Here is a 26,188-nt window from a genome sequence, read left to right on the forward strand (position 1 = left end):
AAGACACCGCAAGGCGGCTTGATTCAGGACAGCCGTGGGGCTAGGCGCTTAGCATCGCGTGAAGTGCGGTGACCATCCTGAATGAAAACCCTGCCCGGAGGCCCATAGCGCTCAAAGTCCAGGAGCTTGCACACGAGCAGCTGGGCCAGTACCCCGAAGCAGTCCAGGTCTATGAGGAAGCGCTGGCTTTGAATCCAAAAATTGGCGTTAAGCGCAGGCTGGCTTCAGTGGGTAAGCGGATCAAGACTTCGTAGCGGGGGCCGCGACTCATTGTTGCACCCATTTACACCCATTCGCACACCCCGATGACGATCACTTGCAAACCGCGATTGGCGCGATTCAGAAGTGTCGTCTGAAAGGGGGCGGCCTGGAGCTAGCGAGGAAATTGCGTCTTACCATCCAATCATCGGTCTTCAACGTATCCAAGATCGGCGCTAATCTTGGTGGAGCACTCACGCAGCAATGCCTCAAACTTCTCCGTTGCGCCGTCAGGATCCATCACGGCATCTGGGCCTGACAGGTTGATTGCAGCCGTCACTGTCCCTCGGTGATCTTTGATAGCCATGGCAATCGCGGTGGAGTAATCCGAACGATGCAGCACCCATCCTCGCGCCCTGTCAGCCTCTACCATCTCTTCAAGCTCAAGCTGAGTTCGTGGAGCGGGGGGAGGGTAATCGTCCAGACGGATGTGTTGGTAAAGCGCGGCAAGCTCGGCCTGGTCAAGGCCGGTGAGGAGCATCCGACCAATCGCAGTGCAATGGCATGCGATGCGGGTGCCAACTGGAATGTTCACGGATAATCGCTGAGCCGCAAACGCTCGATAGACATAAAGGCTTTCCGTGTTCTCCCGCACACTCAAATGGCAAGACAGTGAAGTGCGATCACGCAATTCATTGAGATGAGGCATCGCCACATCGACAATGTCGCGGCTGGCGAGGTAACTGAAACCATCGCTAATGACGCGGGCACCGAGCTCATACTGGGTGTTGCGTTTGTTCAAGTAGCCGGTGTCGGTCAACGTGAACAATATTCGGTACAGCGCGGAGGTGCTGACATTCAATCGTTCGGCAACCTCCTGCATGCTCAGGCTGCGCGTTTGGGCGTTGAACAGGCCGAGCACAGCAAGCCCTCGGGCGAGGGCAGGTACGCTGTAGTCGGCGTCCTTAACAGGTGCGTCATTCATCGTTTGTTGCTCTGGCCGGGAACGGGTGAACCATTTCGTGAGTGCTGCCTACGACCATCCGGGACGTGGTCTGTTTCAGCTCGTAGTCAGCACCGCACTACCTGAATCGATTAAAAAAGCACGTCGATTTCTAGAGTTCTACCATCGAACTCGGCCATCGCATCCATCACAGCGCCTTTGAAATATTCGAGCGAAGCACGATCACAGAGGATGTGAAAAATCGTGTCCGATGCAGAGCTGACATTGACAACAATCACATTGATTCTTGCCGCCGATGTCTGTGCAACAGCGCCTTGTGTAAACGCTGAACTGCGCAGATCAACCCCACACAGTTTTGCCATGACCTCAGCCGTGTGAACGCCGCTCAACTGCAGCCACGCATGGCTGTCCTCGCGAGGCAGAAGGTAGTTGGCTTGGTGATCCATCTCCCAGCGAGCTTCTTCATCGGCAATGCGCTGGCCTTTGTCTCGCAGGCTGCCCAGGATCAAATACTCCGTCTGCGACAGACGTGCCACTTGGCTACCGTCCGATTGAGTAACGGAGTGGTTGGGCTTACCAGGAAGGCTGAAGCCTCGTGCCTGCAGATATTCGCCACTCTGAGCACCACGAAACCCTACCCTTGGAAGCTCCGTGAGATCCACTAGCGCACATTGCTGGAGTAGGCTACGCCCGATTTCATTGAGATTGGACATATCAGAGCTCCTGGCGCTGGTTGTCTGGATCGAAGAAGGGGAGCTTCACGACGGTTGCCTGGACGACCACACCATCTTCTACTCGAATCGGGATCTGCTGTCCCGGTGTGCTTTGATCGAAGGCGGCATAGGCCAGGCCGATGATCTGATCAAGGCTTTGGGAGTATTCACAAGACGTCACATTGCCACTGATGTCCGCCCCCTTGAGCACGAGATGGCCCTCAAGTGGTTGCGGGCTTTTCTTGGGCAGCGTGAACCCCACCAGCTTGCGTTTTTGTGGCTGCGCTTCGAGGATATCGACGGAGCGACGCCCGACAAAAAACGACTTGGTACGGCTGACCGCCCACCCCATATCGATTTCGCTGGGGTGGGTCATGCCGTCGGTATCCTGACTGATGATTACATGGCCTTTTTCAAGGCGCAGGAGACGCTGGGTCTCGACACCAAACGGACGAATGTCGAAATCCTTGCCGGCCTCTATCAGTGCATCCCAGAGCTTCAGTGCATGGCGCGCTGGTACATGGATTTCGTAACCCAGTTCGCCCACAAAGCCCACACGCAGGAGCCGCGCCTTAATCCCGGCTACTGTGTCTAGACGAACCCCTAGGTATGGAAACCCTTCGGCGGACAGATCAAGATCCGAACAAACTTTTTCCAGCACCTTGCGCGAGTCAGGCCCCGCTACGTTGACTGCTGAGATTGCAGCCGTGACGTTGGCGATGTCGACGTTGAGACGCCATTGCGCGTTCCACTTGAGCATCTGTTGATAGATGCGATCTACGCCGCTGGTGGTGGCGGTGACGTAGAAGTGATTCTCGGCAAAGCGCGCGCAGACGCCATCGTCGATCACTACCCCGTGCTCGTTGGTCATCAGTGCGTAGCGTGAGCGACCTACAGGCTGCTTGAGAAACGCAAAGGTGTACATACGATTGAGGAACTCGGCAGCATCTGGGCCGCGCACGTCCAGACCGCCCAACGTCGAAACGTCGATGATGCCGACCTTCCTGCGCACATGCAGCGCCTCGGCCTGCATGCATTTGTCGCGCTCATTCGGTTTGCCATAGTAGGCAGGACGCTGCCATATGCCGGCAGGCATCATTTTTGCCCCTGCTTCCAGGTGACGGCGGTGCATCGGTGTCTGGCGGTACGGGTCAAACGCTCGCCCTGCAACATGGGCCAGTTTCTCAGCCTCAAATGGAGGACGCGCTGTTGTTACGCCGGTCTCACTGACGCTGCGTTGGGTCGAAGCCGCCACCAGCCGAGCGGTTGGCAGGGCCGAGTGGCGCCCTTGAGAGGGCCCCATGCCCACCGTGGAAAAACGCTTGACCAGTTGCACGTCCCGATAACCGATCTTCGTGGCGTTGATGATATCGCGCACCTGCAAATCTTCGTCGAAGTCGACAAAGTCCTTGCCTTTGGGGTGCGGGAAAATCGGCCATGGGAAATTGACTTGCGCTTCTGGGCGCAGCGGCAGTGGCTTGACGTCGATGACCAGACCTAGCGACGAAATGATTTCGTGGGCTGTGCGAGTGGCATCAGCGAGCACGTTGTCCAGTGCGTGGAAGCCATGGGCGGAACCTGCAACGCTGAGATTCTTCGGCAGGCCGCTGAGGGTGAACTCAGCCAGTTGATCGTCATAAGACAGCTTGCCGCCGGCTTGGCACAGCAACTGGTAGACCGGCATGTAGCCGCCGGACATGCAGAGCAAATCGCAATCCAGGTGAAAGCTGCTATTGGCGACCTGGCCGTGGCCGGTGATTTTTCGGATATCGACGCCACTGACATGGCGCATGCCTTTTTCATGCAGCGCCTCAAATACAGTGCTGCTGAGGTGGCAAGTGATTCCGCGCTGTTCCAGTGCAATCAGCAACGCGCGATCAGCGGGATTGGTACGCATGTCCACCAGCGCTGCAACCTGAACACCTTGCTCGTGCAGATCGAGTGCTGCGTAGTAACCGTCGTCGTTCCCCGTGAGTACCACTGCGCGTTTGCCAGGCTTTACTGCGTAGAGTTTCATCAGGCGCTGGGCTGCGCTGCTGAGCATTACCCCGGGCAAATCGTTGTTGCGGAAAATCACTGGCTGGTCGAACGAACCGCTGGCGATCAGGCACTGGGTGGCGCGCACTTTGTACATGCGTTTGCCCTGAATCACCGGCAGATAGTTATCGGTGAACCATGCGTTGCACGTAGCTTTCTTCAGCACTTGAATGTTGGCATGGCCTTCAACAGCGTTGATCAGCTCGCGGCGTAGGGTATCAGCACGATTGTTTTCGACATCGAAACGGGCATAGGTCAGTGAGCCGCCCAGAATTGGTTGTTGCTCAATCAACAACACCTTCGCGCCTGCATTGGCCGCAGTCAGTGCCGCCTGCAGTCCAGCAGGGCCAGCGCCGACGACGGCCAGGTCAGCGAACAGGTAGGCCTTGTCGAAATACTCGGGTTGGAATTTGAGATCCAGCACGCCGAGCCCGGCCTTCTTTCGAATAATTGGCTCCCAGAGTTTCCAAGCACCCTTGGGCTTGTAAAACGAGCGGTAGTAGAAGCCCACCGGCATGAACTTGGAGAACTTGCCAAGATACGCGTCTTTGTCGTTGTCTAGAGTACCGTTGAAATTTTGCCCGGTTACCTGCACACCATTTTCCAGCAGGTGAGTGTCGGCCAGTACGTTGGGCTCGTTCGGCAGTTGTACCAGGGTGTTGGCATCTTGGCCGGCCATGGTCAGCGGGCCGCGCGGGCGGTGGTATTTGAACGAGCGCGAGAGCAGGAAACGACCATTGGCGAGCAGGGCACTTGCGATGCTATCACCAGCAAACCCCTGATACGCCTTGCCATCGAAGCTGAAATGAAGAGGCTGATTGCGGTCGATCAACAAGCCCATGGGAGCGGGTAGGCGGCTCATTGCGCGGTCTCCTTGGCGGGGGTGAATTCAACGCGGGTGGTGAACAGCTCTTTGGGGTCGAAGGTGCGCAGGATCTCGTCGCTACCAGTGTGGCGTTCCGCCAAGAACCAGTAGCTGGAGGGGTTGTGCATCCACCACTCGCAAACCACGCCCAGCGTGTCATCGCTGTTGAACACGTAGTCGGCCCATTCGGCATCGGTACAAGTCTGCGGATCGGGCATCTGCTTGAACTCACCTCCATAGGTGAACTCGCTGATGTTGCGCGGCCCGTTGAGTGGGCAATTCATCACTTTCATGTCTTGCTCCTCAGTGGCTGGCCGCTGTCGCGCCCATCTCGTTGACTTGTTGGAAGGTTGAGAAACGCTCGAGGCCGAACGGCTGGATCAATTCAGGTACCTTGCCCCCACTGGCGACGAGTTCAGCCATGGTCTTGCCGCAAATGGGCGTAGCCTTGAAGCCCCAAGTGCCCCAACCGGCATCCAGGTAATAGTTCTTCACCGGGGACAACCCCATGATCGGGCTGTAATCCGGAGTCATGTCGGTGATCCCGGCCCACTGACGCATCAGCTTGGCATTGGCCAAGAACGGGAACATCTCGATCGCGTGTGCCAGCAGGCTTTCTTTCAGATCCAAAGTTGAGCGTGTGTTGAACAGCGGGTACGGATCCGAGCCACCCCCAAACACCACTTCGCCACGGCTGGTCTGTTGCACGTAGCAGTGCAGGGCAGAGGAGCTCACCAACGGGTCAAGGAATGGCTTGAACGGCTGGGTCACCATGGCTTGCAGAGGGAATGTCTGGATCGGCGAGCGGATACCCGCTTTCTTCATCAACTGCGAACTCATGCCCGCCACTGCCTGCACTGCGCAGCCGCACTTGATGGTGCCGCGATTGGTTTTAACCGCTTTGATGGTGCCGTTCTCGATCACCAGCTCCTGGACTTCGGTGAGCTGATGGATTTCCACGCCGCGCTTAGCAGCCTGTTTGGCGTAACCCCATGCCACGGCGTCATGACGGGCAGTCGCGCCGTCTATGTGCCAGAGACCTGCGATAACCGGAAGATGCCCAGGATCGAGGTTGAGTGTCGGCACGAGCTCGCGAATCTGCTGACGGTCGAGCATTTCGGTGCGACCGCCGAAGTGCTTGTTGACCTCGGCACGCTGACGGAACGAGCGCACGGTGGCGTCAGTGTGGGCGAGCGTCAGTTGGCCGCGATGGGAGTACATGATGTTGAAGTCGAATTCGTTGGACAGACCTTCAAACATCCGCACTGACTCGGCATAAAAGCGCACACCCTCGCTAGTGAGGTAATTGGAGCGGATTACCGCTGTGTTGCGCGCCGTGTTGCCGCCGCCCAGATACCCCTTCTCTAGCACCGCAATATTGGTGATGCCGTGGTACTTGGACAGGTAGTAGGCGGTTGCCAGGCCGTGGCCACCGCCGCCGATGATTACCACATCGTAGGAAGGTTTGAGCTCCTTGGGAGCAGGCAAATCTACTTCGACCGGGTATTCAGAGCTGAGCCCGTATTTCAGGAGATTGAAAGGCATGCGGCCTCCGAGGAAACGCGTTGTGCATGAGCCTGCTGAACCGCAGCGGTAACGGTGTTCTTCATTAGAAACGCAATGGTCATCGGCCCAACGCCGCCGGGCACGGGAGTGATGGCCGAAACCTGGGGCAGTGCGCTGTCGAAGTCGACGTCACCAACGAGCTTGCTGCGACCGTCTTCGTCGATGCGATTAATGCCAACGTCGATGACCAGTGCTCCCGGCTTGAGCCAGCTCGCATCAATCATCCGAGGTCGACCGACGGCGGCAACGACAATATCTGCCTGCCGGCACAGGGCCTTGGCATCGATGCTGCGGGAATGCACCACAGTGACCGAGCAATGCGCTTGGAGCAAAAGAGCGGCCATAGGCTTGCCGACGATATTGGATCGCCCGATGACCACTGCATGTTTTCCGCTTAGGTCGCCGCAAGCCTCTTCAAGCAGATGCATGCAGCCGCTGGGGGTGCATGGCGTCAGTACGTCGCGCCCCTGGCTCAACCCACCGACGTTTTCACTGTGAAAACCATCTACGTCCTTGCCGGGGGCAATAGCCTGTAAGGCGCGCGTTTCTTCAATGTGCTTGGGGAGGGGGAGTTGCAGCAGAATTCCATTCACCGCCTTGTCTGCATTTAGGTCTGCAATCAGCTTGAGCAATTCTTCCTGCGAGGTTTCCTCACTCAGGCGATATTCGAGGGATTTGATCCCCGCTTCTTCTGCACGGAGGATCTTGTTGCGCACGTAGACCTGGCTGGCAGGATCTTGCCCGACGAGTATCACAGCGAGCGCGGGGAAGATGCTGTCGGCTCTCAGTCGGTCGACGTCTTCTCGAACCTGCTTCATCACACGGGCTGATGCCGCTTTGCCGTCAATCAGTTTGGAGGTGCTCATCGGAAGATCACCGTCCTGTCGTCGTTCAGGAAAACCCGGTGCTCAAGGTGATATTTGACTGCTTTGGACAGGGCAACGGTTTCAGTGTCGCGGCCGATGGCGACCAGATCGTCTGGCAGATACGCATGGTCAACGCGCTGCACTTCCTGCTCGATGATCGGGCCCTCGTCCAAATCGCTGGTGACGTAGTGAGCTGTCGCGCCAATCAGTTTCACACCGCGCTCATACGCTTGGTGATAGGGCTTAGCACCCTTGAAACCAGGCAAGAACGAGTGGTGGATGTTGATCGCGCGTCCCGAGATCTGCTGGCAGAGATCGTCAGAAAGAATCTGCATGTAGCGGGCAAGGACTACGAGGTCAGTCCCGGTCTCGTCCACGACTTTCATCAGCGCGGCCTCCTGCTGAGCCTTGGTCTCCTTGGTCACAGGCAGGTAGATGAATCGAATACCTTCGCGCTCGGCCATAGGGCGCAGATCAAGATGGTTGGACACGATGGCGGTGATCGTCATGTCCATCTCGCCCTTGTGATAGCGGTACAGCAGGTCGGTGAGGCAGTGATCGAATTTGCTGACCATGAGCAATACGCGCATCGGCTGGCGCGTGTCGTAGAGCTCCCACTGCATGCCGAACGCTTGTGCGACGTCTTCAAAGCCGGCTTTGAGCTGGGCGATGTCGCCTTCGTGGCCATCGTTGAAGCGAAATACGGCCCGCATGAAAAATTTTCCGCTCAACTCATCGTCGAACTGCGCCATCTCACCGATATAACAGGCGTTGCCCGCTAGGTACGAGGTCACTGCCGCAACGATGCCGGAGGTCGCAGGACAGCTGATTTTGAGAATGAAATGGTTTTTTTCATGTTGCATGATCAGTCCTCAGATGTGCGCGGTGTGGATTCCGGCAATGGATTCATCGGTAAAACTTGGATTTGTCCGCGAACAAATATTCACAAAGGGAATTAAATATTCTGGATGGGGGATTTATAGGCGAATTGACCCGTCACGTCTACACGACTGGGAAATAATTTTTACTGGCAGGAATTTCAGGGGGAGGGTTGTAGCTGGGGGGAGTCAGGCGAAACCGAGTCCAGGTGCCGCCTGGACTCGTGGTAAAGCGGGTGATCAGGCCTCTGCGGATGCGTAGTTCATGATCGACAGGAGGCGAATCGGGACGCTTACCAGCTTCTCCGGGCCATGAGGGATTTCAGCATCGAATGTCAGGCTGTCACCTGCTTCCATGTGATAGAGCTGGTTGCCGTGGCGGTAAACCAGCTCACCTTCCAGCAGGTGCAGAAATTCAGTGCCTGGGTGAGAGAAGGTCGGAAATTCTTCGCTAGCGTCATCCATGGTCACCATATAGGCCTCGAAGCTTTTCTTGGGCCCACGGGTGTGGTTCAGCAGGTGGTAGGTATGGCCTTTCTCGGTACCACGACGAACTACCTCCAGCCCTTCATCATGCTTGACCAAAATCGCGCTGCTGTCCTGCTGGTCATACTGGCTGAACAGTTTCGACATTGGCATGCCGAGCACGTCGCAAAGGCGGCTCAGGTTTTCAAGGCTGGTCGACACCTGAGCGTTTTCGATCTTGCTCAGCATGCCCTGGCTGATTCCGGCTATGCGCGCGACGTCTGCAAGCTTCAATTCTTGCGCCTGACGCTGTCGTTTGATCTGGATGCCCAGGTACTGCTCAAGCTTGAGCTTGGGTTGGCTTTCGTGTGTGTTCATGGCTCGCACCAATTCCGTACAGTAAAATTATTTTCGCACAGAGAATGTGCAATTTTTTTGGCGTCTGTTAGGATCGCTCATGTTTATTCGTCACGGGAAAGATATTTTCCCATAAATAAGGCAGGAAGGCCCCTCCTGGCATCGACTTTTTCGGTAGCAGGTGAGAGTTGGCAAGCTCGTTGCATTCCTAATGGGAAACTAAATTTCCTGATCGTAATAATCAGATCGGGCAACCAATCAACCTCCCACCATGAATTGCTACAGCCAGGAGTCATGTCCATGTTGCCACAAGAAATACAGCGCCTGATCGAGACACACGGAATCAAGTATGTCCTGGCTCAGTTCGTAGATATCCATGGTGCAGCCAAAACCAAATCAGTACCTATATCGGGACTTGAAATGGTTTCCGAATCTGGGGCTGGGTTTGCAGGGTTCGCGATCTGCGGGATGGGTATGGAGCCGCACGGCCCTGATTTTATGGCTAAAGGTGATCTGGCATCGCTCACACCAGTTCCATGGCAGCCAGGCTACGGTCGTGTGGTATGCATCGGGCATGTAGAAGATAAGCCTTGGCCGTACGACAGCCGCTACGTTCTGCAGAAACAGGTCGAGCGCTTGAGTGATCGTGGCTGGTCGCTGAATACAGGGCTGGAGCCTGAATTCAGCCTTTTCAAGCGCGACGAGCAGGGCAAGCTGCAGATGGTCGATGCCAGCGATGATCTGGACAAGCCGTGTTACGACTACAAAGGGCTGTCCCGCTCGCGTGAGTTTCTTGAGCGTTTGACCGAAGCACTGCAGCCGGTGGGTTTCGACATCTATCAGATTGACCACGAAGACGCCAACGGCCAGTTTGAGATCAATTACACCTACAGCAACGCCATGGAGTCGGCGGATCGGTTCACCTTCTTCCGCATGGCTGCCGGTGAGATTGCTAACGACATGGGCATCATCTGCTCATTCATGCCAAAACCTGATCCCAAGCGTGCGGGCAATGGCATGCACTTCCACCTGTCGATCAGCAGCGCGACCAACAAAAACCTATTCCACGACGCGAGCGACCCGAGCGGCATGGGCCTGTCGAAAATGGCCTACCACTTCGCTGCAGGTCTCCTGGCGCATGGCCCGGCCTTGTGCGCCTTCGCCGCCCCAACGGTCAACTCCTACAAGCGTCTGGTGGTGGGCAACTCTTTGTCCGGAGCGACTTGGGCTCCAGCCTTCATCGCTTTCGGCGCCAATAACCGTTCGGCCATGGTTCGTGTCCCGTATGGCCGCCTGGAGTTCCGGCTGCCGGATGCTGGCTGCAACCCATACCTGGTGAGCGCGGCGATCATCGCTGCAGGGCTTGACGGCATCGACCGCAAGCTGGAAATCGACCAGGTCTGCAACGAGAACCTCTACAAATTGAGTCTTGAGGAAATTGCTGCTCGCGGCATCAAGACCTTGCCTCAGTCGCTGAAAGAAGCCTGTGATGCGCTTGAGGCTGACCCACTGTTCGCCGAGGTGCTTGGCAATGAAATCGTGGGAGAGTTCATCAAGCTCAAGCGCATGGAGTGGGTGGAGTACAGCCGTCACGTCTCGGACTGGGAAGTGAAGCGCTACACCGAATTCTTCTGATTTAGCCAGTTTAACCAACCATTTCTGACTCCCTGCCAATGGGTAGGGGGTCTCATGCCTGGGAGTTAACGATATGTGTGGAATTGTGGGGCTATACCTGAAAAATCCGGCGCTGGAGCCCCAGCTCGGCAAACTCTTCGAACCCATGCTGGAGGCCATGACTGATCGAGGCCCCGACAGTGCTGGCTTCGCCATTTACGGCGACGAAGTCGCTGATGGCTGGATCAAGTTGACCTTGCAAGCAGCGAACGATGACTACGACTTCAGAGCGCTGGTAGGCGCACTGGAGGGCAAGCTCGCAGCGTCTTTGGACTGGTTCCAAAACGCGAGTGCCATCGTTTTGAAGATCAAGGCTGAGGAAGCAGCCGTACGTTCCGCTTTGGCCGAGCTGGCCCCGGGCGTGCGCATCATGAGCGCCGGCAAAAGCATTGAGATTCTCAAGGGTATGGGCTTGCCAAAAGAGATCTCTGAGCGCTTCGGCTTGGGTTCGATGAAAGGTAGCCACATCATCGGGCACACCCGCATGGCGACTGAAAGCGCTGTCACTATGGAAGGCAGCCACCCATTCTCCACCGGGGCCGATCTGTGCCTGGTGCACAACGGCTCACTGTCCAATCACTTCCGTCTGCGTCAGGAACTGCGCCGTGAAGGGATCAAGTTCGACACCGAGAATGACACCGAAGTCGCAGCCGGTTACCTGGCGTGGCGTCTGCAGCAAGGCGACAGTCTGAAGACCGCCTTGGACAGTTCGCTCGAAGCACTGGACGGCTTTTTCACCTTCGCAATTGGCACCCGCAATGGATTCGCCGTGATCCGAGATCCGATTGCTTGTAAGCCGGCAATTCTTGCCGAAACCGACGACTACGTCGCAATGGCTTCGGAGTACCAGGCGCTGTCGAGCCTGCCAGGCATCGAGAAAGCCAAGGTCTGGGAACCTGTTCCGGCCACCATGTACATCTGGGAACGCGAGTCGGCTTAAGGAGCACGCACATGAAAACTTTCGATCTTAGCAACACCACAGTGCGTGACCTTAACCAGGCTCTGCACGATCAAGCGAAGACCCTTGAGGAAAGAGAGTGGGTCGTCACTCATCCTGGCGGCGCGCACAACATCGCCGTCGGCGTAAACGAAGCAGTGTCCGTGGATATCCAGGGGCATGCCGGCTACTACTGCGCCGGTATGAACCAGAAGGCTTCCATCACTGTGCACGGGAACGTCGGCGTTGGTTGCGCTGAGAACATGATGTCTGGCTATGTCCGAGTAAAAGGTAGCGCTTCGCAAGCAGCGGGCGCTACGGCTCATGGCGGTCTGCTGGTGATCGAAGGCGACGCCGGCGCCCGTTGCGGGATCTCGATGAAAGGGATCGACATCGTGGTCGGCGGCAGCATCGGCCACATGAGCTGCTTCATGGGGCAGGCGGGACGCCTTGTGGTGTGCGGGGACGCTGGTGATGCGCTGGGTGACTCTCTGTACGAGACGAAGATCTTCGTCAAAGGCAAGGTCGAGTCGCTGGGTTCTGACTGCATCGAAAAAGAGATGCGCCCGGAGCACATTGAAGAGTTGCAAGCGCTTCTGAACAAAGCCGGCTTCAACGAGAAAGCCAGTGACTTCAAGCGTTACGGCTCGGCTCGCCAGCTGTACAACTTCAAAGTCGACAACGCCTCCGCGTACTGATTCAGGAGCAAGAAAATGAGCGAGAAAACCACTCCAGTCCTGCGCGAGTCGGCCACCTTTGATCGTCTGACTATCCAGGAAATCCAGCGTGCCGCCGAGACCGGCATCTATGACATTCGCGGCGGTGGTACCAAGCGCAAGTTGCCGCACTTCGACGACCTGCTGCTGCTCGGTGCGAGCGTCTCGCGTTACCCGCTGGAAGGCTACCGCGAGAAATGCGGAACGGATGTAATCCTCGGTAACCGGTTCGCCAAGAAGCCGATTCACCTGAAAATTCCGGTGACCATCGCTGGCATGAGCTTTGGTGCGTTGTCGGCCAATGCGAAAGAAGCACTGGGGCGCGGCGCAACCATTGCTGGCACCAGTACCACCACTGGCGACGGTGGCATGACTCCGGAAGAGCGTGGTCAATCCCAACATCTGGTTTATCAGTATCTGCCTTCGCGTTATGGCATGAACCCAGATGATCTGCGCAAGGCCGACGCCATCGAAATCGTCTTGGGGCAGGGCGCCAAGCCGGGCGGCGGCGGTATGCTGTTGGGCATGAAGGTGACCGAACGTGTGGCCGGTATGCGTACCTTACCAATCGGTGTTGACCAGCGTTCGGCATGCCGTCATCCGGACTGGACTGGGCCTGACGACCTGGCGATCAAGATTGCCGAGATCCGTGAGATCACTGACTGGGAAAAACCGATTTACGTGAAAATCGGGGCCAGCCGTCCTTACTACGACGTCAAGCTGGCAGTGAAGGCCGGCGCCGATGTGATCGTGCTTGATGGTATGCAAGGCGGTACCGCTGCGACTCAGGAAGTCTTCATCGAGCACGTCGGTATCCCAATCCTCCCGGCTATTCCGCAGGCGGTTCAGGCGCTGCAGGAGATGGGCATGCACCGCAAGGTGCAGCTGATTGTCTCCGGCGGCATCCGTAACGGTGCAGACGTTGCCAAGGCAATGGCACTGGGTGCCGATGCCGTGGCCATCGGTACAGCCGCATTGATTGCTCTGGGTGACAACCACCCACGCCTCGACGATGAACTCAAGAAGATTGGCTCAGCGGCTGGCTTCTACGATGACTGGCAGAACGGTCGTGACCCGGCAGGTATCACCACGCAGGATCCGGAGCTTTCAAAACGTCTGGATCCGATCGAAGGCGGTCGCAGGTTGGCCAACTATTTGCGTGTCCTGGTGTTGGAGGCGCAAACCATGGCCCGAGCCTGCGGCAAATCTCACCTGCATAACCTCGATCCTGAGGATCTGGTGGCCTTGACCGTCGAATCCGCCGCTATGGCTCGCGTGCCGTTGGCAGGGACTTCGTGGATTCCAGGTAAACAATACTAAGCGTCCAACCAGCGTAGTAACCCGCGCAGCCCGTGACGGCAATCTGTCTGCAACAGAAGTGTTGAGGACACAGCGCCATCACGGGCTCAAGCGCTCCTACATTCAGACCATTCTTGATTTGAACCTTCAAAGAGGCCTAAACGGCCCAGCGCTTGATCACCTCGCTTTCTGCCAGACACTTTTCCATTCATCGCAGGAGCTTCCACAATGGTTAAACGTCTACCCGGCAAATCTCTTCTTGCGTTGCTCGTGCTCAGTGCATCTATACCTCTGGCACAGGCGGCAGATGCACCTTCATTGAACACCGGCAGCACCGCTTGGATGGTTATGGCGGCCGTCCTGGTACTGTTTATGTGCCTGCCAGGGCTCGCGCTGTTTTACGGCGGGCTCGTGAGGGCAAAGAACATGCTTTCGCTGTTCACTCAATGCTTCGGTATTGCGGGTTTGGTGGGGGTACTGTGGGTGATCTATGGCTACAGCATGGTGGTAGATACCACCAACATGGTTGAGGGCGAGGTCAGCTTCAATAGTTTTGTGGGCGGACTTAACCGCGCGTTTTTGGCAGGGATGACGCCAGAAAGTCTGGTTGGCGAAATTCCTGAAGGGGTGTTCGTCACCTTCCAGATGACCTTCGCCATCATCACTCCGGCGCTCATTGCTGGCGCTTTCGCCGAACGCATGAAATTCTCGGCCGCGCTGCTGTTCATGGCGATTTGGTTCACCCTTGTGTACGCGCCAGTGGCGCACATGGTATGGGGTGGGGCAGGGGCTCTGATGCACAACTGGGGCGTGCTGGACTTCGCTGGCGGCACTGCGGTGCACATCAATGCTGGGGTCGCTGCGCTGGCAGCCTGTTTGCTACTTGGCAAACGCAAGGGATATGAAAACTCACCCATGCCTGCGCACAACCTCAGTCTTACCATGGTCGGCGCTGCCATGCTCTGGGTTGGTTGGTTTGGATTCAACATTGGCTCTGGAGGCGGCCTCAATGGTCTTTCAGGGATCGTAATGCTGAACACCCAGCTGGGCGCGTGTGCCGGTATTCTGGGCTGGATGTTCACCGAGTGGTTTCGAGTGGGTAAGCCGAGTGCTCTGGGCTTAGCCAGTGGTGCCCTAGCTGGCCTGGTCGGTATCACTCCGGCCTGTGCGTATGTGGGGGGCGGCGGCGCACTGGCGATCGGCCTGCTTTGCGGCGTGTTCTGCTATCTCAGCGTGACCGTGCTCAAGACGCGCCTTGGCTACGACGACAGTCTGGACGTATTTGGCTTACACGGTATCGGCGGGATGATCGGTGCCGTGTTAACAGGTGTTTTCTGTGTACCGTCGTTGGGCGGATTGGTTGAGAACGTCACCATGGCTGACCAGGTAATCGCGCAGGTCAAAGGGGTGGCATTCACAACGGCCTACTGCTTCATTGCAAGCTGGATCATTCTCAGAGTGTTGAAGGCCGTCGTTGGGTTGCGGGCACATGACTCCGTTGAGGAAATGGGTCTCGACCTCGGTGAGCACAATGAGCGGGCTTACAATCACTAAGTAACGAGTCTGCGATCAAGCTGATCCCAAAACTTGACCGCTAGTGGAGGTTTTTTCAGGTCGCTGTACAGACAAAGCCTCAGTGCATCTCGCGCATCGGGGCTTTGTTGTTTCTAGGACTGCGAGGCCTGCAGATGGCAAAAGTTCTTCTGCCCTCAAGGGTATCAATCGTACGGCCACTCGTATCAATGGCCAGAATCCCGAAATTGCGTACACGAATGCCTTAGAGCTGGCTGTAAGACAGTCGGGTTTGCTAGGCGCCCATGACTGTAGGCATTGTGTTCATGCCGACATTAAGTTTGATCTCCCCAGCCGCGTCTGTTCGAATCCGGTACTGAAGGTTTGTTCATCAATCCAAAGCTTTAGGGTGGCGGATTTCGAATCTGATGTCGTTCGAACCTACCAACCGCGTTGGCTGTTGCTCGGATTGCTCGACAACCAGTTTCGCGAATTGCATCAGGTCTCGGATTGCTTCAGTTCCGGATCTATTTAGATAGAAGCCTTTGATGCCAATAGCTCGAGGCCCATCTCGATCACAGCGCGGCGAATCGCCGATCATTGCTACTTGAGCCGCACCGCCGAACAGGTGGCCAGGCACAATCCCAAGATCATGGCACACGGCGCGGTAGATCGCTGGGTTGGGCTTGGTGACCCCGAGCTCGTAGCTGAACGAATAGGCGTTGATATCTGGCAGTAGCTTCTTCACTGCCGGCCCGTAGGGTGCAGCGAGGTTGCTGCAGATGGCGGTAGCTACGCCGTGCTCATGAAGGAGGGCGATCGCATCGCATGCATCCGGGAACACCTCGATCGACTCAATCTCGCGTTGAAGGTCAAATTCGATCTCAGCCATGCGTGACGGTGTAACCTGGATGCCGAGGATGTCAGCAGCTTCTCGAAGCCCTGCATCAATAGTCATCAGTTCATGGAGGTCGCCTGGGCTAGGGCGCCGGCCATTCTTCGCGCCTTCTCGCAGCAGCCGGCGATACGGGTGCATGGGTGTCCCGATCCGCAGGGTTGTGCCGAAGGCGTCAAAGATCACTGCTGTGATTGCCATCCGTATCTCCGTGGTCGACCTGGCGGGAGCGAGAGTACACTAAGCCCTCAGATGAAGGATGCCAAATCATCGAGGCTCAAGAAGTGAAGAGAACAGTGTTGGGTATGGCCGAAGCGGGCGAGCCGCTGCTCAGGCAGGCTCTTGAGGCAATTCGAGCTCATAACGACGCCCTGGCTAATGGACTACCAGCAGTGGAAATCGAATGCCTTCGACTGGAGGCTGATCATCTCTACCAGACAGTGATCGACTACCAGTTGCACAGCGCCGTCACCCTGGGTGAGTCAGTTCATTGATGGAGGCGAAACTGTGAAGATTCGCCAAATCCGTAACGAAATCCGGTTGGTTCCCCGCTTTCTCATCGAGCAACCGTGACGGTATGCAAGGAGTTGAGCAGGGCCGATCTTTTAGTCCGCGAATGCTAGCTCCGCCTGCCTAGACTCCCTCATGCCTGCGTGAGTCGTCTTAGGGGCGTTCATGCGAGGGCGGCGAGCAGCGTCGAGTCCTTCCACTTTGATACGAAGGCCTGGAAGCCCACCATCGCGCTGCAGCTCTGCAAGCTCTTCCGTTAACTCTGACATCAGGTCTACAGGCGTTCGACCTGTGTCTTCACTGAGTGTCAAGGTAAGGAGCGTCAACGGACTGAGTTCGAGCCGGCGACTGATCTGTCCGAGCTTATCCAGGGTGATGCTGGATTTGCATAGCTCGAGTTTCGAAAGGTACGTACGGCTTGTTGTGTCGGCGAAGTCACGCTGACTGATGTTGCGCTTGCTGCGGAGCGCGCGGAGTACGCTGGCGAAAGAGGTCTTTAGAGTCATAACGCAGATTTCCATCTGCCATCGCTGAAGATATTTAGCTTAGCCGAGCGGCACAGATGGTAAGGGCAAGCTGTCTAGGCGGCCTCGAGCCGTCTCGTAGATATCACCAAATGAGAGACAACAAGCGGAGCGCGCCGGCGTGACGGATGGACGCCCGAAGCGACGAGACGTCGCGTACGACGATGGCTCGGTTCACGACAGCCGGCTCCGAAAGGACACGCCCACGCCCTCGCGGTTACCTGTCGTAGTAGAATCCTCTGAACTGACGTTCTGATCGTCTTTGTCGCCGGCACATGACGCACTTTAAGGAGCAACACCTGTGTTCAGGACGTTCATGGATTTAATCTTTGTGGTGAGCGTTGCCTTCACTGTGCTCGCGTTCGTTTTGATACCCTGCATGATCCTGAGTCTCGGAGTGTTGCTCATGCTCGGCATCGACGACAGGTTTGTGAGCCCTGTTGTGGCTTACATTGCATTTCCAGAGGCCGTCATCATCAGCGGGTATCTGCTGCTTCACTACTGGAGGCAAATCACCGAAATCATCAAGTCGATTACACCATGGTGATATAGGAATGCGTGGGGAAAACGAGTGATTTGGTTTCTGGGTGACGTACATGGGCGCTTTGATCATGTCATCAGGTTGGTGAAGCGTGATCGTCCTGAGGCAGTGGTATTCCTGGGTGACCTCGAATGCAGTTTGCCCTTGGACATGATCCTGCGCCCGATCTTAGAGCTGACAGAGATCTGGTTCATTCACGGTAACCATGACACGGATCGTCCAGCCTATTGGCATAACCTCTATGGCTGCGGCCTCTCTGATCGCAGCCTGCATGGCCGTGTTGTGGAGATTGCTGGCCATCGCCTAGCAGGGCTGGGGGGCACCTTCGAGTCGCAAGTCTGGCTACCAGGTAGCCCTGATACCGGCATCCAGAATTACGGAGACTTCCTTGAGCATCTAGCGCTCAGGCCACAGCAGGCAGATATACTCGCGACGAAAAGGCAGCACGCGCTGTCAGCAATTTACCCCGATGATTACTTCTCGCTCGCAATGGAAAAGGCGGATATTTTGGTCTGTCATGAGGCCCCTAGCTGCCATCCCTACGGCTACTCAGAGATCGATGAGCTCGCCCAGACAATGGGTACAAAAATGGTTGTGCATGGGCATCATCATGACTCTCTAGACTATAGGTCTGAATGGTCAAAGCTGGGGTTTGAGGCTTACGGCGTTGCGTTCAGGTCGGTCATGGCTGTAAACGGCCAAGTCATCCTCTAACTGCTATACGGTAGCTAATGTCGCAAACGGAGCGCGCCGGCGTGACGGATGGACGCCCGAAGGGTCGAGACGTCGGCGTACGACGATGGCTCGATTCACGACAGCCGGGCCTGGCAGGGCACGCCCTCATCGCTCTACAGAGCTTTCAACGTTCGCTCCAGGGTTTGATGCTCCCATGTCGATAGCAGAGCAACCGGATCTGTCCGATTACCTGGATCGAATTCCCAGAGCTGACCATCAGGGCTCACACATCGCTCGCAGTAGTCCAGCTCATCACAGTCGTTGTAAATCGTGATCCGCCATCCCTCTACATCGACCTCGAAATGACAGGTGTACAGCTGCTCCCAGGACTGGTTGCCAACCTTGGTCATAGTCCGGCGTCCGAGCACCACCTCTCGCAGCACCTGGCAGACTTCGCGGGCCGTCAGCGCGCCTAATGGCGTGTCGTTGTGGTTTTCAGTATTCATGCGCAGTTCAGTCCCTCCCTTATCCAGTCGGGCGCACCACAGTGAAGGCGCATTCTCTCGAGATCAACCTCGGATAGCCACCTACACAAATAGGCGATTGAGTGTGCGGGTTAGATCAAGCCCTGCATTAACAGAGCGTTCCAAGGCTTACTTCCTCAAAAAATTTTCAGCTCGCATGCTTGGTAGCCAATAGCGCTTACCGTCCTTAGCCATCGATCAAGGATCAAAAAATTCACGGAGGTGAGGTAACTCTTTTTCTGGGTCTTCGGCGAGCCGCTGGCGTACAGCGTGTCGATAGCTCCTATGCCAGACCTGCTTGTCAAATCGCTCACTAGTGGCGGTGGTGATGCCGCATATGGTGTTTTTGCGTCGGCTTCTGCTCATATGGTGTCAGCGTCGATGAAGCACGCAGGTTCGCGTGCTTGCTCTGAACTGCAGAACAGATCAGGTTAACACGAGAAGCCTCAGATCCCCCCATCAAGCGGCTGCCCGGGCGGATCTGACTGCTTGGTCGTAAGGAGTACAAATGTACTCGGCATCCAGCTGCAGTCTTCGAAGCGTTTTGAATGTCCGTCATGTAACCACACACGAGATCTGCCCTATGCATCCAACAACGCCAGACGGTCGCTACTTCGTCGTCAAAGGTCAGCTCTGGCGCTGCAGCAACCCCGCGCTGCCTGTTGAAAAGCGTCAGCACCTGGTACACGACTTGATGGAAGCCCGGCGAGCCGTGAAGGAAGCCAAAGCACTGGATGATGAAGACAAGCTGCATGCCGCTCGAGCAGCGGTGGACTTGGCGAAAGTGGCACTAGGGGAGAGGGGCCCGGTGTGGTGGGATGACGGTAGCCCGGACTACAACCGCCAAAAGGCGATCAACACGCCTTACGCTGACTGGTACTACTTAATCGATGAGCAGCAGTGAACATCCTTGCGGGTCTGGCAGGCCTGTAAATACAAGCCTGCGCAGCCAACTACCGATCGTAGGTGCTGATCCTGTAGATGGTTCCCTAGCAAGGTAGACGCACTTAGCTTCTCGATCCTTAATCAGAATCAGACTGAAATTGCCAAGCGTAAAAACGCGCGTGCGCAGTGTCATAAGTAGTATCACGAATTGAGGGATACAGCTCAACCAACGACATTGATTGTGCAGCTTGCACCAAACCTGTTTCCCTAATCCATGAAAGAGTTGCACGACAAAAGGATGAGTCATCAGACACTACTTCGCCACCCAGCTTAATTTTCACCATGACCTCGGAGCACACCTGCTTAAAAAGCAAGTTGGCATGGCGACTACTTACCCCAGGCCTACCGCTCTGGGTGGAAATTAGAGGGGTAGGGTCGCGATCCAGAGGTATCAAATCAGTTCCAACATGGGCCCTGTATCGGGCAACCCATCGGGTAACATAGTCCCTTGAAATGCAGACCCGCTCCAATTCGGGGTATCCTTCAACCCTTAAGCCATAAGTTCCGTCTTTACGTTCAAACAATGAATTTATAGCCAAATTCGCACCAAATCGGTCAATGTCAGCGGGGCGCAAGAAAAGATGATAAATACTCATCAACAAAAATAGCTTGCGCTCAAATTCATCATCGTTAATCGCCAGACTTTCAGCTGCCTCGACAAATAGATTCCAATCGCTGATAGAAAAGCTCTTGGCACCATTATGAATGGCCTCACGACCGGAGTAGTGCTTCGAACGATGCAATGAGCCAGCGGGATTTATATCAATTAAATCCTCCGCATAAAGAAATAGGTAAAATGAATTGATAACAGCCAGCTCAACGGCTAAAGAAGCATAGCCTGATATCCTTGCCCCACTAACTTCCTCGCGAACCGGGCCTGTTCTGAATGGCCTCCAGAATGCATTAACCACAAATACTTTTGAAGTACGTTTGTTTGAGGCACGCCTCAAACGCTTTTCCGGCTGCTTGGCTACCCAGTCATCAGGTGGGCACAAGCAAAAATCCATAAACGCTCTAATATCTTGCTCGTCGAGCTGTATGATTGGCTTTTCTACGACTAACAAACACCACAGCAAAAGCTTTTCAATTGCAGAGCGGTAGATGCCGAATCGACTACCCAGTGCATGCTCAAGCAAAAACGCTTTGACTAGCGAGTAACTAGACAAGGCGGCGCAACGGATATCAATCCCATCTAATTTCTGCCTGACCTCAGAGTTTTCCTTATCTAGGTCGTGAGTGTTCAAGCCTTGAAAATCTTTCAAGCCAAAAAAGCAAGGAAACGGCGGCACATCCATTTTCCAATCTCCAAGCAACATGAGTTCAGCCACGATCCTTCATTGAGAGTTTCTGAATCGAATAGGCTCTCTGATTATCATGACTGCTATAATAAATGTTCTGAGTAGTGGCAAGACTGCTATGACGAAGATCTGCTTGCAAATCTTTCGGATCTCGGAATGGTGCATCGAAGGTCGCTGCTGTATGCCGCAACCAGTGGGTGGTGGCAACGCCTAAATTTTGGATTTCTTCCTCATGGCGGCCTTCACTAACCATCCGGTCGATTGCAAAATCGAAAACCTCTCGCATGATAAATCGCACCATACGTGTTGAAAGCCCAGCTTTGCCATTAAATGTCATCAGAAGTGGCGTAGATTCGTTATGCAAGGGCAGGGGGCTTAACCCTAAGTGCAGGCGATATCGTTTGAGGTAAAGCTCCACGTAGTCTGCTCTGACAGCGATTTTCCCCGCTTTGTTTCCCTTGCCAATCACATGGAACCACCAGTTACCCTCATGATCCGGACGAAAATCCCCCATTGAAGGCTGCCAATTGTCGCGACCGCAAAGATCTGAAACCCTGAGATACATCGAGAACATTGTCGCAGCTATATATAGTGAGCGTTCATGCCGTTCCGGCTCAGAATTCGCCATCGACTCTGCTGCTTCGAGCACGTACTCCCATTGAAGAGGTGTAAGAGACCTGGTCGTTAACTCTTGTACTGAGCGATTTTTAAATTTCGATTTTTGTTTTATGGCCCGAAATGGATTCACTACTGTGCAAACCCCTTCGTCAATGGCGTATTCATAAAGGCTACTGCACACCGAAAAAATCTGCGCGATGCTTCCGGCAGTCAGTTTGTAGCAGTTGGCCTCGCGTGATGTTGCAAAGGGCCTCCAATCGGGATTGGGAGCTATGCTGTAATTTTTGCTCAGATAGCGATTTCTTACAATTTTCCCGATCCAACCCGGAGGCGGACTCATACAAAAATTAAGAAACTCTTCTGCATCAGAACGACGCAGATCAAGCAAAGGTCGCTCACGAATCAGCAGCGACCAGAGTAGTAATCGTTCGGCATGGGTGCGGTAAGAATTGAACGTTGCCTCATTACTAGCATAGGACTCCAGGAAGCCGCGTACTGCCTCATACCCATCGAGGGCGCTCAGCCGGGAGTCGAAGCCAGCCAGGTATTTCTGAACCGCAACTACAGTTGAATCATCCACATCATCTGATACTGAAACAAACCAGCGATAGGTACCAAACAAAGGGACAGGCGTACATGCGTTATTTTTCATAAGTCCCAATCACTTCCGGTTCTGACACTTATCGGAAATAGGGGAGGCATCGCCCCCAAAGCATAGGGCACACACACTGAGATGCTTCATCAAAATCACCTTGAATCGAATGCACGATATGAAGCTTCTACGAAGCTTCACTCCAGGAACACTGTATTGTCAAGCCTCTACATAGCCTGCCCCGCACGGCTAATCACTAACCTAAAGACCGAGTTGATCACTTTTAAAGTAAAAATGATCACTCCTCTCTTGCCCATTAACGATATAGCTAGGCTCAGCATCTGTCGGCAATGTCACTTGAAAATGATCAGCACGTCAGAAGGGCTAGCCTTCCATCTCTAGAGCAAACCACCCCTATAACTCGACTAAATGACTATTTAGTCGAGTTAAGTAAAGACTGCACCCAGCAACCACAGGGTGGGGCATGGATGCGCCATTAAATCGTCAAGCGCTAAGCGCGCTGTGATCAATACGCAAAGACGATCGCATTCAACAAAATACGACCGCAACGCTAGGCCAACCTGATGATCATTTTTGACTGACATTGCGGTGTACCGCTTTCCCGCCTTCAATCTTGTGATCCTCTAATTTCGTTAATTGATCACTAAAAACTGAGGTTCGCGCTGCATGCCTACTATGGTAATCATTTTTAAGATTTGATCATTTTTCCCGACACTGAGCCTATTAATGATCATTTCTGACTGTGCACGAATTCACCAATCGAATTTGGTGATCCACCTGCAAATCTATCCAATTTTCAGCTTCCCATGAGCACAATGATCAAAATTGCTCCTGCAATGATGATCAGTGCTGTCATGCACGCCAGTGGCTAACTCCTTGAACATTAAGAGAAATCCGCAGGCTTGAGCCGAATCGGATGGTTTTTGTGCATGGTCAGGATTTCGTGAGCGTCACAGCACCGGTTACGATGATGGTCATGCCAGATTCCCCGTGAGGGTGCGGAGCCCGCATTTTAACCAAGGCGACTTGAACCAACCTTAACCTGGATCAACGGAAGGACCGGTTTCGATGAATCAGGGATTCGTGCAGCTCAACATCTGGGCACTCACGGCGCAGTGACGAAATACGAATGTTCGGATAATGCATATTATGTTAAATGGTTAATCCCTCATTGATGCGTGTGCTTGTCAGCGTTTCGTAAACCCTAGACGGAAATTTTCTAAACCTGGAAACCGTTCTGACCCATTTTTTGAAGCTGGACGATCTAGGCGTGAAAATCCCAGCTGTCAGAGCCAACTGAATCCCTAGCATACTCCTCTTCACGATCCATCAAGCGCCTCCCATCGGGAGCGTCCTGCCTGCCGACAAGCGACGTCCTAAGCGTGCCATCCTTCTTCGAATGATCGCCGGGATTCTGAGCTGGCCGGCCGTTAGCATTCATTGTCTACACTGACTTCGACAAATGTGCCGTCACGCAGCGGACTTCATTCTGGAGTCGATGCGTATCAAGCGTACGCCTTGGCCTGGCCGATACTCGGATTACTCAGCCGTCCTCCAGATGGCCCTGAACTGGAGCTTTCTCGTAATCAGGCTCCCATCGCTGCCCAGGCTTGAAAGGTTTGGGAGGGGGCGGTGGAATATCGAAGCGTTTTATGCGCTCCTGGATCGTGATCACTACCTCTTCCCCGTCGACACGCACGAAACCACCTTTACTACCAACACCCCAGGTATACCCCAACGACTCACTGGCTTTGATCAAGCTGTCGTAGAGAAGCGCGCAGCGATCAACCTCAGTCCGGGATACGTGCGAGTTCAGTACCCTGGTTTTGTCCAATACCAGTGCACTGTTGAGCTCCTTGGCCTTCCTCGCTGCACCAAGCCATTTTTTTACCAACGGATGAGGGTCAGATAACTCCGTTGGCACTATCAACATCTTAGGGTCTTTGAGTACATTTTCTGGCCTCAGCCTGGCAGCCTTCTCGGCATTCAGAACGTGAAACGTGACAGGTGTGGTAGGGGCTGGAGGCTTTGGACGACGCGGGCGCTTTGAGACCGGCTTGGCCCAGTGCGCCCGGGTAGGCAACGTGATCCCCGCTTTGCGGCAGGCCTTCGACAAGCCCACATCCGAGACACCTATTTCCTTCGCGATGATCAGAACGGGTCGCTCCCACACCATTTCAAATAGCTGCTGAGGCGTGAAGGTCTTTTCGAGGTACATTACTCGTCCTTTGTGGCATCCAAAGCGTTGTACCAATCAGCGTATGGCGAAAGGTCTACCCGACAGCGATTGTAGTGCGGGCTGCTGTCGTCCCACCAAACGGGCCCCCGCTCGCCCAGAAGCACTTTGGCAGCATTCACTCTCGCACGCGCAGAGTTGAGCATGCTCGAATCGTCAGCGCGCTTGGCCTTTTTGACATCTCGTCGCGCATCCATCAGGTCATGCACAAGGCGTTGCCGCTCCTGCTCAGTCAGTGAAGGGTTCGTGCAGCGCCAGAGCTGACCTTTGACAACAAAATAGCGTCCGTCTGGTGTCGTTGGATGCATAGCGCAAATCTCGTGGGCGATACATGAAGGGCACTGGAGACGACTCAAAGGCTGCATGCCAGAAGAAGACGATCGCCACATTGCCTGAACCGTCCTTCGTGAAGGCAGCGCAACCTGCCGGCTGAATACACGAGATGGAGCAAATCAGCCTTCTCTAGCGTCATGGAGCACATTTGTACTCCAATCTCTTCTTGTCACTACATCCACCAATCTCCCCACCCCTTCGTGCTCTCCGAAGCCTCCTGACACGGGATACTATCGATGGCTGATCACTGAGAGCCTCAAGCAGCGCATGACCGCACATCACTGACACGACATACCATCAGGCGCGTTAACGGCTCGGGACGTCTGCCAGGTGTTGCGAGAGGCGGTGTTCGGGCGTCGGACAATGACGAAGGTAGGCGGCCTGTTCACAGAGCAGCTGCCCGCCAGTCATTTTCAGGTCAATGTAGAGAGCCGGCTGATCACGATTTACTACGGCGGAGATGAGCCGGACTACTGCGCAAGCTGTGAGAGTCCCGATGGGCAGCGCTGGGAGTTCGATTCAGGTAGTCGGGCGGATCCTGTTGCTCTGTTATCAACGTGGGAACATCAAATTCTGAAGCGGATGTTGAACGCACTGTAGAGCAAGGCCCGGCATTCGTGAATCGAGCCATCGTCGTATGCTGAAGTCTCGGCTGCGGGGCGACCTTCCATAAGCCTTGCCCGCTCCGCTTGGTGTCTCTCATTTATTGATCTTCCGAAGACGGCTTGAAGCCGTCTAGGCTGCTGCCGCTCACAGCCGCCTCACTCGGCTAAGCTGAATAGCATCGGTGGTGGCAGACGGAAAATTCCTCGCTAGGCCCCAGCTGGCCACTGCTAAAACGGACAGAAATCATTTCGAGGGTGCAAAGGATATGCGCAAGAAAGGTCAATCATGGTTTCTGCCGCTTCTAGTTCTCTTCGTAATGGTCTGGGCCATTGGCAAGAAGGATTCGCCTAAAACTGAGCCACCAGTTATCCAGGCGCCGGTTAGCACTTTGGCCTCGACCTCATCACCAGCACTAGAACTAGAACTAGAACCAGAACCAGAACCTTCACAAGCCTCAGCACCCGAGCATTTCGTCAACGCGGACAAGCTGAATCTGCGCGCTCAACCGGGAGGGAAAGTGATCTCCAGCCTCAAGCGCGGTGAGAAGGTTCAGGTCTATGAGCAGAAAGCGGAATGGGCGCGAATCAGCCTCGACGGACACCCACAACGATGGATCTTCTACAAAAACCTCTGCAGCGGCTCGAACTGCTTTGTCACCTCGCAGCCCAAAAGGGAGCGCCCTGCTCCGCAGCCAGCTCGAAGCTCAACACCTGGATATGGATCATCGTGCCCCTGCTCCTCTGGTCTTGTCTGCATAGGCCCTAGAAGCGGCCGCTACTGCATCACATCTGGGGGAAACAAACGGTATGGCGTTTAACTTATC

Annotated in this window: 27 protein-coding genes; 12 read left to right on the forward strand and 15 right to left on the reverse strand. The window is 55.0% G+C overall.

Annotation, left to right across the window (positions count from 1 at the left end; genetic code table 11):
- The first annotated feature begins 68 nt into the window (after nucleotides 1–68).
- Nucleotides 69–254 carry a tetratricopeptide repeat protein gene (locus tag LU684_RS02360; protein WP_181098007.1) on the forward strand — a complete coding sequence of 62 codons (186 nt, stop codon included), beginning with the start codon at nucleotides 69–71 and terminating at the stop codon, nucleotides 252–254.
- A gap of 149 nt (nucleotides 255–403) precedes the next feature.
- On the opposite strand, the gene LU684_RS02365 is transcribed toward LU684_RS02360, so the two are convergent.
- The 8 genes from LU684_RS02365 to LU684_RS02400 form a co-directional block, all read right to left on the reverse strand.
- Nucleotides 404–1,183 (reverse strand): IclR family transcriptional regulator, encoded by a 780-nt coding sequence (locus LU684_RS02365; protein ID WP_181098008.1) that lies wholly within the window; start codon nucleotides 1,181–1,183, stop codon nucleotides 404–406.
- A gap of 110 nt (nucleotides 1,184–1,293) precedes the next feature.
- Nucleotides 1,294–1,875 (reverse strand): sarcosine oxidase subunit gamma, encoded by a 582-nt coding sequence (locus LU684_RS02370; RefSeq protein WP_181098009.1) that lies wholly within the window; start codon nucleotides 1,873–1,875, stop codon nucleotides 1,294–1,296.
- A 1-nt stretch (nucleotide 1,876) separates the two neighbouring features.
- Nucleotides 1,877–4,774, reverse strand: coding sequence for a 2Fe-2S iron-sulfur cluster-binding protein (locus LU684_RS02375; RefSeq protein WP_232894069.1), 2,898 nt, complete (start codon nucleotides 4,772–4,774; stop codon nucleotides 1,877–1,879).
- Nucleotides 4,771–5,070, reverse strand: coding sequence for a sarcosine oxidase subunit delta (locus LU684_RS02380; RefSeq protein WP_181098011.1), 300 nt, complete (start codon nucleotides 5,068–5,070; stop codon nucleotides 4,771–4,773). Before LU684_RS02380 ends, LU684_RS02375 begins: the two co-directional genes overlap by 4 nt.
- A gap of 10 nt (nucleotides 5,071–5,080) precedes the next feature.
- Nucleotides 5,081–6,322 carry an FAD-dependent oxidoreductase gene (locus tag LU684_RS02385; protein WP_181126947.1) on the reverse strand — a complete coding sequence of 414 codons (1,242 nt, stop codon included), beginning with the start codon at nucleotides 6,320–6,322 and terminating at the stop codon, nucleotides 5,081–5,083.
- Nucleotides 6,304–7,209, reverse strand: a complete 906-nt coding sequence (gene folD / locus LU684_RS02390) for a bifunctional methylenetetrahydrofolate dehydrogenase/methenyltetrahydrofolate cyclohydrolase FolD (RefSeq protein WP_181098013.1) — start codon at nucleotides 7,207–7,209, stop codon at nucleotides 6,304–6,306. Before folD ends, LU684_RS02385 begins: the two co-directional genes overlap by 19 nt.
- Entirely contained in the window at nucleotides 7,206–8,072 is an 867-nt protein-coding gene (purU, locus tag LU684_RS02395) for a formyltetrahydrofolate deformylase (RefSeq protein WP_181098014.1), read from the reverse strand. The genes folD and purU overlap by 4 nt, the downstream gene beginning before the upstream one ends.
- A 255-nt stretch (nucleotides 8,073–8,327) precedes the next feature.
- A complete protein-coding gene (locus LU684_RS02400) occupies nucleotides 8,328–8,930 on the reverse strand; it encodes a helix-turn-helix domain-containing protein (protein WP_181098015.1) in 603 nt (200 codons plus the stop codon).
- A gap of 279 nt (nucleotides 8,931–9,209) precedes the next feature.
- Between LU684_RS02400 and glnT the strand changes: the two genes are divergently transcribed.
- The 5 genes from glnT to LU684_RS02425 all read left to right on the forward strand — a co-directional run bounded on the left by glnT (nucleotide 9,210) and on the right by LU684_RS02425 (nucleotide 15,089).
- Complete coding sequence (glnT, locus tag LU684_RS02405; RefSeq protein ID WP_181098035.1) at nucleotides 9,210–10,544, forward strand: type III glutamate--ammonia ligase; 1,335 nt, start codon at nucleotides 9,210–9,212, stop codon at nucleotides 10,542–10,544.
- 73 nt (nucleotides 10,545–10,617) lie between these two features.
- A complete protein-coding gene (locus LU684_RS02410; protein WP_181098016.1) occupies nucleotides 10,618–11,523 on the forward strand; it encodes a class II glutamine amidotransferase in 906 nt (301 codons plus the stop codon).
- 11 nt (nucleotides 11,524–11,534) lie between these two features.
- The gene (locus tag LU684_RS02415; protein ID WP_016487085.1) at nucleotides 11,535–12,218 is read left to right on the forward strand and encodes a protein glxC; all 684 of its coding nucleotides are present in this window, start codon (nucleotides 11,535–11,537) and stop codon (nucleotides 12,216–12,218) included.
- Nucleotides 12,219–12,233: 15 nt separating this feature from the next.
- Nucleotides 12,234–13,556 carry an FMN-binding glutamate synthase family protein gene (locus LU684_RS02420; RefSeq protein WP_181098017.1) on the forward strand — a complete coding sequence of 441 codons (1,323 nt, stop codon included), beginning with the start codon at nucleotides 12,234–12,236 and terminating at the stop codon, nucleotides 13,554–13,556.
- 207 nt (nucleotides 13,557–13,763) lie between these two features.
- Nucleotides 13,764–15,089 (forward strand): ammonium transporter, encoded by a 1,326-nt coding sequence (locus LU684_RS02425; protein ID WP_181098018.1) that lies wholly within the window; start codon nucleotides 13,764–13,766, stop codon nucleotides 15,087–15,089.
- Nucleotides 15,090–15,438: 349 nt separating this feature from the next.
- Here the strand turns inward: LU684_RS02425 and LU684_RS02430 are convergent, their stop codons facing one another.
- Nucleotides 15,439–16,143, reverse strand: coding sequence for an HAD family hydrolase (locus LU684_RS02430; protein WP_181126946.1), 705 nt, complete (start codon nucleotides 16,141–16,143; stop codon nucleotides 15,439–15,441).
- A gap of 104 nt (nucleotides 16,144–16,247) precedes the next feature.
- On the opposite strand from LU684_RS02430, the gene LU684_RS02435 reads away from it, so the two are divergent.
- Nucleotides 16,248–16,436, forward strand: a complete 189-nt coding sequence (locus tag LU684_RS02435; protein WP_181098036.1) for a hypothetical protein — start codon at nucleotides 16,248–16,250, stop codon at nucleotides 16,434–16,436.
- Nucleotides 16,437–16,547: 111 nt separating this feature from the next.
- On the opposite strand, the gene LU684_RS02440 is transcribed toward LU684_RS02435, so the two are convergent.
- Nucleotides 16,548–16,973, reverse strand: a complete 426-nt coding sequence (locus LU684_RS02440) for a helix-turn-helix domain-containing protein (RefSeq protein WP_308812313.1) — start codon at nucleotides 16,971–16,973, stop codon at nucleotides 16,548–16,550.
- 304 nt (nucleotides 16,974–17,277) lie between these two features.
- On the opposite strand from LU684_RS02440, the gene LU684_RS02445 reads away from it, so the two are divergent.
- Nucleotides 17,278–17,523 (forward strand): hypothetical protein, encoded by a 246-nt coding sequence (locus LU684_RS02445; RefSeq protein WP_181098021.1) that lies wholly within the window; start codon nucleotides 17,278–17,280, stop codon nucleotides 17,521–17,523.
- Between the two features lie 24 nt (nucleotides 17,524–17,547).
- The gene (locus LU684_RS02450) at nucleotides 17,548–18,231 is read left to right on the forward strand and encodes a metallophosphoesterase family protein (RefSeq protein WP_181098022.1); all 684 of its coding nucleotides are present in this window, start codon (nucleotides 17,548–17,550) and stop codon (nucleotides 18,229–18,231) included.
- A gap of 134 nt (nucleotides 18,232–18,365) precedes the next feature.
- Here the strand turns inward: LU684_RS02450 and LU684_RS02455 are convergent, their stop codons facing one another.
- Complete coding sequence (locus LU684_RS02455) at nucleotides 18,366–18,698, reverse strand: DUF7693 family protein (protein ID WP_181098023.1); 333 nt, start codon at nucleotides 18,696–18,698, stop codon at nucleotides 18,366–18,368.
- Nucleotides 18,699–19,299: 601 nt separating this feature from the next.
- On the opposite strand from LU684_RS02455, the gene LU684_RS02460 reads away from it, so the two are divergent.
- On the forward strand, nucleotides 19,300–19,620 hold the full coding sequence (locus LU684_RS02460) for a hypothetical protein (RefSeq protein ID WP_181098024.1): 321 nt from the start codon (nucleotides 19,300–19,302) through the stop codon (nucleotides 19,618–19,620).
- A gap of 118 nt (nucleotides 19,621–19,738) precedes the next feature.
- Here LU684_RS02460 and LU684_RS02465 read toward each other — a convergent pair whose 3' ends face one another.
- The 4 genes from LU684_RS02465 to LU684_RS02480 form a co-directional block, all read right to left on the reverse strand.
- On the reverse strand, nucleotides 19,739–20,989 hold the full coding sequence (locus tag LU684_RS02465; RefSeq protein ID WP_181098025.1) for a hypothetical protein: 1,251 nt from the start codon (nucleotides 20,987–20,989) through the stop codon (nucleotides 19,739–19,741).
- Complete coding sequence (locus LU684_RS02470; protein ID WP_181098026.1) at nucleotides 20,982–22,229, reverse strand: tyrosine-type recombinase/integrase; 1,248 nt, start codon at nucleotides 22,227–22,229, stop codon at nucleotides 20,982–20,984. Before LU684_RS02470 ends, LU684_RS02465 begins: the two co-directional genes overlap by 8 nt.
- A 1,504-nt stretch (nucleotides 22,230–23,733) precedes the next feature.
- Nucleotides 23,734–24,408 carry a hypothetical protein gene (locus LU684_RS02475; RefSeq protein ID WP_232894070.1) on the reverse strand — a complete coding sequence of 225 codons (675 nt, stop codon included), beginning with the start codon at nucleotides 24,406–24,408 and terminating at the stop codon, nucleotides 23,734–23,736.
- Nucleotides 24,408–24,734, reverse strand: coding sequence for a hypothetical protein (locus LU684_RS02480; RefSeq protein ID WP_232894071.1), 327 nt, complete (start codon nucleotides 24,732–24,734; stop codon nucleotides 24,408–24,410). Before LU684_RS02480 ends, LU684_RS02475 begins: the two co-directional genes overlap by 1 nt.
- Nucleotides 24,735–25,050: 316 nt before the next feature.
- On the opposite strand from LU684_RS02480, the gene LU684_RS02485 reads away from it, so the two are divergent.
- Both LU684_RS02485 and LU684_RS02490 read left to right on the forward strand, forming a co-directional pair.
- Entirely contained in the window at nucleotides 25,051–25,359 is a 309-nt protein-coding gene (locus tag LU684_RS02485) for a DUF7693 family protein (RefSeq protein WP_442964193.1), read from the forward strand.
- A gap of 322 nt (nucleotides 25,360–25,681) precedes the next feature.
- Nucleotides 25,682–26,182: an SH3 domain-containing protein gene (locus LU684_RS02490; RefSeq protein WP_232894141.1), complete on the forward strand. Its 501-nt coding sequence runs from the start codon at nucleotides 25,682–25,684 to the stop codon at nucleotides 26,180–26,182.
- Nucleotides 26,183–26,188: the final 6 nt, after the last annotated feature.

This window comes from Pseudomonas sp. NMI542_15, from assembly GCF_021283425.1.
GTDB lineage: Bacteria > Pseudomonadota > Gammaproteobacteria > Pseudomonadales > Pseudomonadaceae > Aquipseudomonas > Aquipseudomonas fortuita.

Coding starts and splice junctions, on each gene's coding strand:
- glnT (WP_181098035.1), top strand. CDS start 9,210: ATGTTGCCACAAGAAATACAGCGCCTGATCGAGACACACGGAATCAAG.
- LU684_RS02460 (WP_181098024.1), top strand. CDS start 19,300: ATGCATCCAACAACGCCAGACGGTCGCTACTTCGTCGTCAAAGGTCAG.
- LU684_RS02455 (WP_181098023.1), bottom strand. CDS start 18,698: ATGAATACTGAAAACCACAACGACACGCCATTAGGCGCGCTGACGGCC.
- folD (WP_181098013.1), bottom strand. CDS start 7,209: ATGAGCACCTCCAAACTGATTGACGGCAAAGCGGCATCAGCCCGTGTG.
- LU684_RS02370 (WP_181098009.1), bottom strand. CDS start 1,875: ATGTCCAATCTCAATGAAATCGGGCGTAGCCTACTCCAGCAATGTGCG.
- LU684_RS02440 (WP_308812313.1), bottom strand. CDS start 16,973: ATGGAAATCTGCGTTATGACTCTAAAGACCTCTTTCGCCAGCGTACTC.
- purU (WP_181098014.1), bottom strand. CDS start 8,072: ATGCAACATGAAAAAAACCATTTCATTCTCAAAATCAGCTGTCCTGCG.
- LU684_RS02410 (WP_181098016.1), top strand. CDS start 10,618: ATGTGTGGAATTGTGGGGCTATACCTGAAAAATCCGGCGCTGGAGCCC.
- LU684_RS02400 (WP_181098015.1), bottom strand. CDS start 8,930: ATGAACACACACGAAAGCCAACCCAAGCTCAAGCTTGAGCAGTACCTG.
- LU684_RS02380 (WP_181098011.1), bottom strand. CDS start 5,070: ATGAAAGTGATGAATTGCCCACTCAACGGGCCGCGCAACATCAGCGAG.
- LU684_RS02420 (WP_181098017.1), top strand. CDS start 12,234: ATGAGCGAGAAAACCACTCCAGTCCTGCGCGAGTCGGCCACCTTTGAT.
- LU684_RS02470 (WP_181098026.1), bottom strand. CDS start 22,229: ATGAAAAATAACGCATGTACGCCTGTCCCTTTGTTTGGTACCTATCGC.
- LU684_RS02480 (WP_232894071.1), bottom strand. CDS start 24,734: ATGCATCCAACGACACCAGACGGACGCTATTTTGTTGTCAAAGGTCAG.
- LU684_RS02375 (WP_232894069.1), bottom strand. CDS start 4,774: ATGAGCCGCCTACCCGCTCCCATGGGCTTGTTGATCGACCGCAATCAG.
- LU684_RS02415 (WP_016487085.1), top strand. CDS start 11,535: ATGAAAACTTTCGATCTTAGCAACACCACAGTGCGTGACCTTAACCAG.
- LU684_RS02490 (WP_232894141.1), top strand. CDS start 25,682: ATGGTCTGGGCCATTGGCAAGAAGGATTCGCCTAAAACTGAGCCACCA.
- LU684_RS02425 (WP_181098018.1), top strand. CDS start 13,764: ATGGTTAAACGTCTACCCGGCAAATCTCTTCTTGCGTTGCTCGTGCTC.
- LU684_RS02475 (WP_232894070.1), bottom strand. CDS start 24,408: ATGTACCTCGAAAAGACCTTCACGCCTCAGCAGCTATTTGAAATGGTG.
- LU684_RS02430 (WP_181126946.1), bottom strand. CDS start 16,143: ATGGCAATCACAGCAGTGATCTTTGACGCCTTCGGCACAACCCTGCGG.
- LU684_RS02435 (WP_181098036.1), top strand. CDS start 16,248: ATGGCCGAAGCGGGCGAGCCGCTGCTCAGGCAGGCTCTTGAGGCAATT.
- LU684_RS02385 (WP_181126947.1), bottom strand. CDS start 6,322: ATGCCTTTCAATCTCCTGAAATACGGGCTCAGCTCTGAATACCCGGTC.
- LU684_RS02365 (WP_181098008.1), bottom strand. CDS start 1,183: ATGAATGACGCACCTGTTAAGGACGCCGACTACAGCGTACCTGCCCTC.